Origin of the sequence: Microbispora sp. H13382, from assembly GCF_014161445.1 — a bacterium.
Classification (GTDB): Bacteria; Actinomycetota; Actinomycetes; order Streptosporangiales; family Streptosporangiaceae; genus Microbispora.
This window is the reverse complement of the sequence record NZ_JABBXA010000018.1, coordinates 182814-191265: the sequence shown is the minus strand read 5'-3', so window position 1 is coordinate 191265 and position 8452 is coordinate 182814. Positions and strand designations below refer to the sequence as shown.

Here is an 8452-nt window from a genome sequence, read left to right as displayed (position 1 = left end):
GCCCGCGTCGCCCAGCGCATCCTCGCGCTGACCGCCGCCATCTGGCACAACCGCGCCACCAACCAGCCCATCACCCGATCACTGATCGCCTACGACCACTGACCGGGCTTAGGACTTACTCGTCTAGCGCATAAGTCTCTATCACCGATAGAGAAACTCTATCACTGATAGAGTGCGGGGGGGAGGTGCCGGAATTGGCTCTGGACAAGCAGCGGATCATCGCCGAAGCCGTCGCGCTACTGGACGCCGAGGGTCTCGACGGCGTGACCACGCGCAAACTGGCCGCCCGGCTCGGCGTACGGTCGCCGACCCTTTACTGGCACATCCCGAACAAGGCGGCCCTGGTCACCGCGATCGCCGAGGCGATCCTGGAGCAGCAGTTCCCCGAGCCGGCGTCGCCCGCGCCGGAGGAGCGCTGGCAGGACTGGCTGATCGGCCTGGCCGAGCGGCTGCGCCGCGCGCTGCTGGCCCACCCGGACGGAGCCCGGATCATCGCGGCCTCTCAACTGTCCCTCAAGATGGCCGCCATCTCCGAACTGGCGATGAGCACGCTGGTCGGGCGGGGCATCCCCTTGCGGCAGGCTCGCCTGATCGTGTTGACGGTGTTGCGCTTCACCGTCGGCTACGTCCTGGAGGAACAGGCCGGCCGCCCCGACACGGACGCCCTGGACGGCTTCGACATGGCCGCCTACGCCGCGGCGTACCCCACCGTGATGGCCGGCGTGACAGAGTACTTCCAGCCTGGCCGCACCGTCGACGATCTGTTCCGCGATTGTCTGGAACAGATCATCCATGGTCCTGCCGCGCAGTCCGGCCCCTGGTCCTGACCGGTCAGCCGCTCCATAGGCGAGGGTTCTCGGTGTCACGACCAACACCGCGATCGAGCCGAGACGCCAGTCGGATACTCCTGCGTTATCGCAGTTCAGACATTGCTGCCGGGACCCCAACGGGTCCCGGCAGGATCGAACCGTACGCCGAGAGGAAAGAATGAACATTCGCCTGGGTGGCGTGGTGATCGACGCCAACGACCTCGACGGGCTCGCCGACTTCTGGAGCCGGCTCTTGGAACGGGACGTCACCCGTCGCGAGAACGACTGGGTCAGTCTCGGTCCCGACCTGGCCCTGCAACGGGTCCCCGAACCCAGAACCGCGAAGAACAGGATCCATCTGGACCTGGTCACCGATGACTTTCCCGGCGCGGTCGCCCGCGCCGCCGCGCTCGGAGCCACCCCCGTGGGGGAGATGCACGAGAACCTCTGGCAGGTCTGGCGAGACCCCGAAGGCAACGAGTTCTGCCTCTGCGTGTCCTGAGCGGTGGCGCGGCTTCACACCGATTCACACCGCCTTTCGCCGGTCCGGGGCGACGGGCTCGGGCCGGATCGGCTCGGCTCGGCGTGACAGGCGCCCGAGGCGCGGAAGGGTTCGGACAGCTGCGGCAGATAGGCGGTGGGGTAGTCCGGTCTGGCGGCCATGCCGAGCAGCTCGGAGGAGAAACGGCGGGCGGGGTCGTAGGAGAAGGTGCCGAGCAGGTGGTCCCAGACGAGGGTGAACAGGCCGAAGTTGACATCCCCTGCGCCGGCCCACTTGAGGTGGTGGAAACGATGGCCCTCGTTCAGAGCCAGCACGTACCTGGCCGCTCCGACGCGGTAGTCGACGTTGGAATGCTGCAGCAGCAACTGGACCGCCACGGCCAGCGCCAGCGCGGAGGCCACCTCGACCGGCAGGCCGACCAGCAGCAACGGGGCGACTCCGGCGATCATCTCCACGGTCTGATGCAGGGGGTGCTTCATCAGCCCGTTGAGGCCGTAGAACCGTCTCACCGAATGGTGGACGGCGTGGAAGCGCCACAGCACGCCGACCTTGTGACTGGCGTAGTGGACCAGGGTGATCCCCAGATCGGCGACCAGCACGGCGGCCGTCACCTGCACGACGAAGGGCCAGGAACGCGGCCACAGCTCGACGACGGTGACGTGGGCGGCCAGCAGCGGAATGGCGGCCACGCTGACGAGCAGCAGGCTCTCGTTGACGAAGGCGTGGACGGCGTCGCGCCGCCCGTCCCCGGCCAGCGGGGCGTTCCAGTCGTCCTCGTACGGCAGCAGGCGTTCGGCGGCGAACGAGCAGCCGACGGCCAGGAGCAGCAGGCCGAGCAGCCAGAGCTCGCCGGCGGCGGCCAGGGCGACGCCGGCGCCGTCGACCCCGAGGAGCATGAACGGCACGTAGCCGTAGCGGATCACGGCCCGGTTCACGGTCCGCACGGTGCGATTCATGCCGTCCAGGCTGGGGGAGACGCGGCCCGGCGGGCTTGGACGGATCCGCTGACCTCGTTCAGGGCGTGGGCGGGGACAGGGCGGCGAGCAGGTGGGAGGGGGCCAACCCGAACATCTCCCTGGTGACGCGGGTCAGGTGGGAGCTGTCGGCGAAGCCGGCCCCGTGCGCGGCCTGGGTGAGGCTCGCCCCGCCGGCCGCCAGTTCCACGGCGCGGCGCAGCCGGGCCCAGCGCAGGTACGGAGGGAACGGCAGGGCGAGCTCGGCGGAGAACAGGTGACCCAGACGGCTGGCCGAGATCCCGGCCGCGGCGGCCAGGTCGGTGAGCCGGACCGGGCCGTGCAACAGCTCCGGCAGCACCCGCAGGGCGTGCTGCAGCGCCGGGTGCCGAGCGCCGGCGGGTGCGCTCCAGCCACGGACCAGCGCGGCCGGGTCGGGCGCCACGCCGGGGACCGGGGGCGGGAGCAGTGTGCGGGCGGCGGCCGTCCACCGATCGAGGCGGTCGTGGTCCGGGCCGCTCAGGCAGGCGGTGAGACGGCGGCCGGCGCCACCGGCGGGGTCGAGATAGATCATGGTGGCGCGCGCGTCCGGCCCGGCGCGCAGGGCGTGCCGGACGCGGGCGGGGATGATCGCGGCCTTCACCGGGCCGCGGGCCTGATGAGGGTCGGTCAGCTCCACCACACCGCCGGTGACGATCAGGACCTGCGCGGCGGCGTGGGCGTGCGGCTCGGCGGCGCCCGCCACCCCGGTGTAGGCCAGCCAGCCCGGCCGCAGCAGAGTCGTGCCCCGCCACCCGCCGTCCGCGATCGTCGGATCGGGGTCGTCGTCGCTCCCCGTGGTGGGGCTCCGGCGGCCCGATCCGGTGCGGCGGTCAGCCCGCGCCATGAGGGGCCGACGCCGCGTGGGCGAGCAGCCCGTCGACGAGCGCGCGCAGGCCCTGGGGGTAGGTGTCCCGTGCCGCGAGCGCGGGCCATTGGTCGCCGATGGCGGCCAGGTGAGGCACCCGGGACGCGTCGAGGCCGCTGAACAGGGCCTCACGGTGGCGTTCGCCGCCGGCCGGCCGGCGGGCGGAGTGGGCGCGGACGAGGATCTCCCCGACGGTGTAGTACCAGATGCCGCGGAAGAGGTCGACGGCCTGTACGGGCGTGCATCCGTGGTCGTGGGCTCCGGCCACGATGGCTTCGACCATCCACAGCGCCGACTCGTCCAGCAGGCCGACGAAACCGTCGGAGGTGAGGACCTCCGCCGCCCACGGCCAGGCCGCGAGGGCGTCGTGCAGGGCGATGGCGGCGGCGACGACGCGCTCGCGCGGCTCGTCGGGCAGCCGGGGGCGTTCGAGCTGGTCGGCGTAGTGATTCAGCAGCAGGACCAGCAGGTCGTCCTTGTCCCGGATGTGGTGGTAGAGGGTCGTCGCCCCTATGCCGAGTTCGGCGGCCAGCCTCCGGATGGTCAGCTTCTCCCAGCCGTCCCGGTCGATGAGCCGGCGGGCCGCCGCCACGATCTGCGTACGGGAGGTCAGGGGTGGCCGGCCGGTGCGGCCGTGCGCTGCGGGCGGTCGGGGCATTGCCCCATCATGCCGTCCCGCCGTCCCCGGTCGCGAAACAGAGTGCGGTTCCGCCCACGGGGTTCCCCGCGGCCCGTCCGGATGCTACTTTCGGAACGTGTTCCAAAAGTCGGCCGGCCACACAGAGAGTGGAGCCCGCGATGACGCATAGCCCGACCGCCCGGCCAGGGCACACCCTCACCGCGGTGGCCGTCGTGCAGTTCATGGTGTCGCTGGACCTGTCGGTCGTGAACGTCGGACTCCCGCAGATCGCCGCCGGCCTCGGCTTCAGCGCAGTGGGCCTGACCTGGGTGATCCACGCCTACGCCCTCACCTTCGGAGGCCTGCTCCTGCTGGGCGGCAAGGCCGCCGACCGGTACGGCCGCAGACGCGTCCTGCTGCTCGGCCTCACCCTGTTCGGCCTCGCCTCACTGTTCGGCGGCTTCGCCCAGGAACCCGGCCACCTCGTCGCCGCCCGCGCGGCACAGGGCATCGGGGCCGCCGCACTGGCCCCGGCCGCGCTCGCGCTGCTGACCGCGACGTTTCCCGCGGGCAGGGCCCGCATCCGGGCCTTCGGCGTATGGAGCGCGATGAACGCCGCCGGAGGCGCCCTCGGCGTCCTCATCGGCGGCCTGCTCACCGAGTACGCCGGCTGGCGGTGGGTCATGTTCGTCAACGTGCCGATGGCCGCGTGCGCGCTGACCCTGACCTGGCGAGCCGACCCCGGCCCGCCTCCCGCCCCCGGCGGCCGCCCAGACGTGCTCGGCGCCGTCCTGGCCACCGCGGGCATGACCCTGCTGGTGTTCGGCATCGTCCGCACCGACCACTACTCGTGGACCTCGCCGGTCACCCTGACCACCCTCGGAGTCGCCGCCGCACTGCTGGCCTCCTTCCTCCACGTCGAACGGACCACCGCCCGCGAACCGCTGATCCGGCTCGGCCTGTTCGCCAACCGCTCGGTCGCCGGCGCGAACGCCTACAACCTCCTGGTCGGCGCGGCCATGGCCTCGGCCTTCTACTTCGTGTCCCTCTACCTCCAGCGAGTCCTCGGGACCGGGCCCGCACTGACCGGGGTCATGTTCCTGCCGTTCGCCCTCGGAGTGGTCGCCGGCTCCGTACTCGCCGTCAAACTCGGCTACCGCCTGGCCCCCCGCACCCTCCTGGTCGCCGGCGGGCTCCTCACCGCGACCGGGTTCGCCTGGTTCGGCCTGATCAGCCCTGACGGGACCTTCACCACCGACGTCCTGGGCCCCTCCATCGTCGCCGGCGTCGGCTTCGGGCTCTGCCTCGCACCGGTCGTCTCCACCGCCACCGCCGGCGTCGCACCCCACGAGACCGGCACCGCCTCGGGCCTGCTCAACAGCTCACGCCAGATCGGCGCCTCACTCGGACTCGCCGCCCTCGGCACCGTCGCCCACGCCCGCACCGGACAGACCGCCACACCCGAGGCCCTCAGCGACGGATACGCCCTCGGCCTGATCCTCGGCGCCGCGCTCCTGGTCGCCGCCGTCCTCATCGCCCTCACCGTCCTGCGCCGCACCGGCCCCCCGGCACAGGCCGAGCACACCGCAGACCCCGACCCGCTGCCCGCCCGGGACTGACCGGGACAGACCGGGACAGACAGACCGACGGGGGACCGGAGGTCCGGCCGCGCTCACGGGAACGGGGACCGCGTGACCGGTGGGCCGCTCGCCGCTTTGGCGAAACGGCCGGCCAGCCGCGCGAAGGCATCCCTGAGCTCGGCCGGACCGACCACCTCGATGTCGGCGTCGAACCTGCCGATGTCGGCGGCCAGGCCCGCCCACGACCACGACCCCAAGACGAGCCGGCAACGGCCCGGGGCGAGTTCCTCGACCACCCCGTCTCGGGCGTACAGGGACACGGAGGCGGCGGGCAGCCCGAGGATCACCTCGCCCCGGCAGGGCCACTCGCCAGAGCCGCCAGAGCCCCGGAACCGCGCGGACACGAAGGCGGCCACATCACCCCCGGGCAGCTCGCGCGGGGTGAAGCGCGGCCCGGCGGGGGAACGCGGGGTGATCCGGTCGGCGCGGAAGGTCCGCCAGTCCTCACGGTCGAGATCCCAGGCGACGAGATACCAGCGCCCGCCCCGGGCCACCAGATGATGAGGCTCCACCCGGCGCGGTGGCCTCAGCACACCGCCGTCGTCCACCCCCGCCTGGGCCGCGTAGTCGAAGCGCAGCACCTCACCGGCATGGACGGCGGCGCTGAGCGCCATGAGCACGCTGCCGTCGACCCGTACGTCCGGCCGCTCGACGGCGGTGATCTGGAGCGTGTCGATCCGGCGGCGCAGCCGCGCGGGCATCACCTGCCGGACCGTGTTCAGCGCCCGCGCCGCGGCCTCCCCGATGCCGGCGCCCGTAATGGTGGCTGTCTGGAGGGCCACGGCGAGAGCCACGGCCTGGTCGTCGTCGAACAGCAGCGGAGGCATCTGCGAACCGGCGTCGAGCCGATATCCGCCGTCGGGCCCCTTGACGGTCGCGATCGGATAACCGAGCTCGCGCAGACGATCGACGTCACGGCGGACCGTGCGCGCGCTGATCCGCAGCCGCTCGGCCAGGTCCTCGCCCGGCCAGTGACGACGGGTCTGCAGCAGCGACAGAAGCGCGAGCAGCCGCGCGGACGTCTTAGGCACGAGACCCATCCTCCTCCAGGTAGAGGACACACCCTGTCCTCTACCCATGGAAATGTGAGGTCGTCGACGCCGGCCGAGGCCGAACCGCGGCAGCGACGCATGCCCGGCCGCTTCCGGCACGGGCCCGTCCGGCGCTTGTCCGAGTGATCCAAGGCGAGGAGCCATCATGTCCATCACCACCACGACCCACCTGAACTTCCGCGGCGACGCCCGCGCAGCGCTCGACTTCTACCACTCCGTCTTCGGCGGCAACATCGTCGCCGTCACCTACAAGGACGCGGGCGACGCGCAGAATCCGGACGAGGCGGACTGGGTGATGTGGGGCCAGGTGACCGCGGACAACGGCTTCCACCTCATGGCCTACGACGTGCCCTCCCACACACCGTGGAACCCGGGCGAGAACGCCGTCTTCGTCTCCGTACGCGGCGACGACACCGACGAGATCACCGCCCTCTGGGACAAGCTGACCATCGGCTCGACCGTCGTGCGGCCGCTGGAGCCCGCGCAGTGGGCGCCGCTCTACGGCATGCTCAAGGACCGCTTCGGCGTCGTCTGGGTCCTCGACGTCGCGGCACGGTACGACGGCTGAGCACGACGGCTGAGCTCCCCCCGCGGAGGGGGTGCGGCGGGCATCCGCCTGAACGCCGCCGCACCCCCTCCGCCTTCGAAGCGAAGAGGAATCGCATCACTGTGAGAACGCACGAGCCGGGGCGGCCCGGCATCGAGGTCAGCGCCTACTGCCCGGGCACCAGGATGTCCGGCCCAGTGGGCAACCCCGACCACGACGACCGCATCCGCATGACCCACCAAGCGCTGCACGCCGGAACCGCGCCGGCGCTGCGCGCGGCCTGACACCATGACGGTCCTCGACAGCCGCGCACTGAACCGTGCCACGCTCGCCCGGCAGTTCCTCCTGGACCGCACCGGCACACCGGTCCTCGATGTCGTCGCACACCTGGGCGGCATGCAGGCACAGGAACCGCAGGAGCCGTTCGTCGGCCTGTGGTCGCGGGTGCGCGCCTTCCACCCCGCGGCCCTGGACGGTCTGCTGACCGGACGCCACGTGGTACGCACCCACCTGATGCGCCGCACCGTCCACCTCGTCACCGCCGACGACGCACTGGCCTGGCGCGCCCGGCACGACACTATGCTGCGCCAGCGGGTGCTGACCACCTACCGCCGCGAACTCGCCGGGCTCGACCCGGACGAGGTGGCGGCGGCCGGCCGGGAGGTCATGGCCGACGGACGACCCCGCACGATGGCCGAACTCGTCGACGCGCTCGCCGACCGCTGGCCCGCGCCGCCGCGCCGGGCACTGGGTGAGCTGCTCGTCGCCGCGCTCATCCCGATGGCCCAGCTGCCCCCGCGCGGCCTGTGGCGCACCGGAGCAGGGGTACGCAACGTTCCCCTCGCGACATGGCTGGGACGCGACGTCGCCCCGCTCCGCCCGGACGGACCCGACCAGGCCGGCCAGGCGCTGGTCCGCCGCTATCTGGCCGCGTACGGGCCCGCCGCGTCCGCCGACCTGCGCGCCTGGTGCGGCCTGGCCGGGCTGCCCGCCGCGGTACAAGCCATACGCGGAGAACTCATCGCCTTCCGGGACGAACGCGGGCGGCAACTGCTGGACCTGCCCGACGCGCCGCGTCCCGACCCCGGCACCCCCGCGCCCGTGCGCTTCCTACCGGCGTTCGACAACGCGCTCCTCGGCTATCACGACCGCAGCCGCATCGTCGACGACGACCACCGCGGCCTGTCGGTCGCCGGCGCCCGCGTCGTCCTGGTGGACGGCCGGGTCGCCGCGACCTGGAACGTCACAAGCGGCACCGTCGTCGTCACCCCGCTGCGCCGTCTGTCCCGATCCGAGCGCGCCGCCGTGACCGAGGAGGGGTGGTCACTGGCGTTGTTCCTGTCGGACGGCGACAGCGACCGCGTGCAGATCGACCCGTCTTCCGCCTGAGCGCGAGACACCGCCGTGGGCGTGGGGGAGTCGC

The 8452-nt window shown here is 72.4% G+C and carries 10 protein-coding genes; 6 read left to right on the top strand and 4 right to left on the bottom strand.

Translation table 11 applies throughout. From position 1 onward, the window contains the following. Positions 1-194: 194 nt before the first annotated feature. Both HHX41_RS29925 and HHX41_RS29920 read left to right on the top strand, forming a co-directional pair. A complete protein-coding gene (locus HHX41_RS29925; protein ID WP_182908617.1) occupies positions 195-827 on the top strand; it encodes a TetR/AcrR family transcriptional regulator C-terminal domain-containing protein in 633 nt (210 codons plus the stop codon). 160 nt (positions 828-987) lie between these two features. Continuing rightward, the gene (locus HHX41_RS29920; RefSeq protein ID WP_182908616.1) at positions 988-1311 is read left to right on the top strand and encodes a VOC family protein; all 324 of its coding nucleotides are present in this window, start codon (positions 988-990) and stop codon (positions 1309-1311) included. Positions 1312-1325: 14 nt separating this feature from the next. Here the strand turns inward: HHX41_RS29920 and HHX41_RS29915 are convergent, their stop codons facing one another. The 3 genes from HHX41_RS29915 to HHX41_RS29905 are packed head-to-tail and all read right to left on the bottom strand — an operon-like array spanning position 1326 to position 3829. After that, a complete protein-coding gene (locus HHX41_RS29915; RefSeq protein WP_182908615.1) occupies positions 1326-2267 on the bottom strand; it encodes a sterol desaturase family protein in 942 nt (313 codons plus the stop codon). A 58-nt stretch (positions 2268-2325) separates the two neighbouring features. Next, positions 2326-3150 carry an AraC family transcriptional regulator gene (locus tag HHX41_RS29910; protein WP_182908614.1) on the bottom strand — a complete coding sequence of 275 codons (825 nt, stop codon included), beginning with the start codon at positions 3148-3150 and terminating at the stop codon, positions 2326-2328. Then, on the bottom strand, positions 3137-3829 hold the full coding sequence (locus HHX41_RS29905; protein ID WP_182908613.1) for a TetR/AcrR family transcriptional regulator: 693 nt from the start codon (positions 3827-3829) through the stop codon (positions 3137-3139). Before HHX41_RS29905 ends, HHX41_RS29910 begins: the two co-directional genes overlap by 14 nt. 140 nt (positions 3830-3969) lie before the next feature. Between HHX41_RS29905 and HHX41_RS29900 the strand changes: the two genes are divergently transcribed. Next, positions 3970-5409, top strand: a complete 1440-nt coding sequence (locus tag HHX41_RS29900; protein ID WP_182908612.1) for an MFS transporter — start codon at positions 3970-3972, stop codon at positions 5407-5409. Positions 5410-5462: 53 nt separating this feature from the next. Here the strand turns inward: HHX41_RS29900 and HHX41_RS29895 are convergent, their stop codons facing one another. Further along, complete coding sequence (locus tag HHX41_RS29895) at positions 5463-6470, bottom strand: WYL domain-containing protein (protein WP_220504532.1); 1008 nt, start codon at positions 6468-6470, stop codon at positions 5463-5465. Between the two features lie 157 nt (positions 6471-6627). Between HHX41_RS29895 and HHX41_RS29890 the strand changes: the two genes are divergently transcribed. The 3 genes from HHX41_RS29890 (at position 6628) to HHX41_RS29880 (ending at position 8418) form a co-directional block, all read left to right on the top strand. After that, entirely contained in the window at positions 6628-7050 is a 423-nt protein-coding gene (locus HHX41_RS29890) for a VOC family protein (RefSeq protein ID WP_182908610.1), read from the top strand. 101 nt (positions 7051-7151) lie between these two features. Continuing rightward, on the top strand, positions 7152-7313 hold the full coding sequence (locus HHX41_RS29885; protein ID WP_182908609.1) for a hypothetical protein: 162 nt from the start codon (positions 7152-7154) through the stop codon (positions 7311-7313). A 4-nt stretch (positions 7314-7317) separates the two neighbouring features. Next, positions 7318-8418 (top strand): winged helix DNA-binding domain-containing protein, encoded by a 1101-nt coding sequence (locus HHX41_RS29880; protein ID WP_182908608.1) that lies wholly within the window; start codon positions 7318-7320, stop codon positions 8416-8418. Positions 8419-8452: the final 34 nt, after the last annotated feature.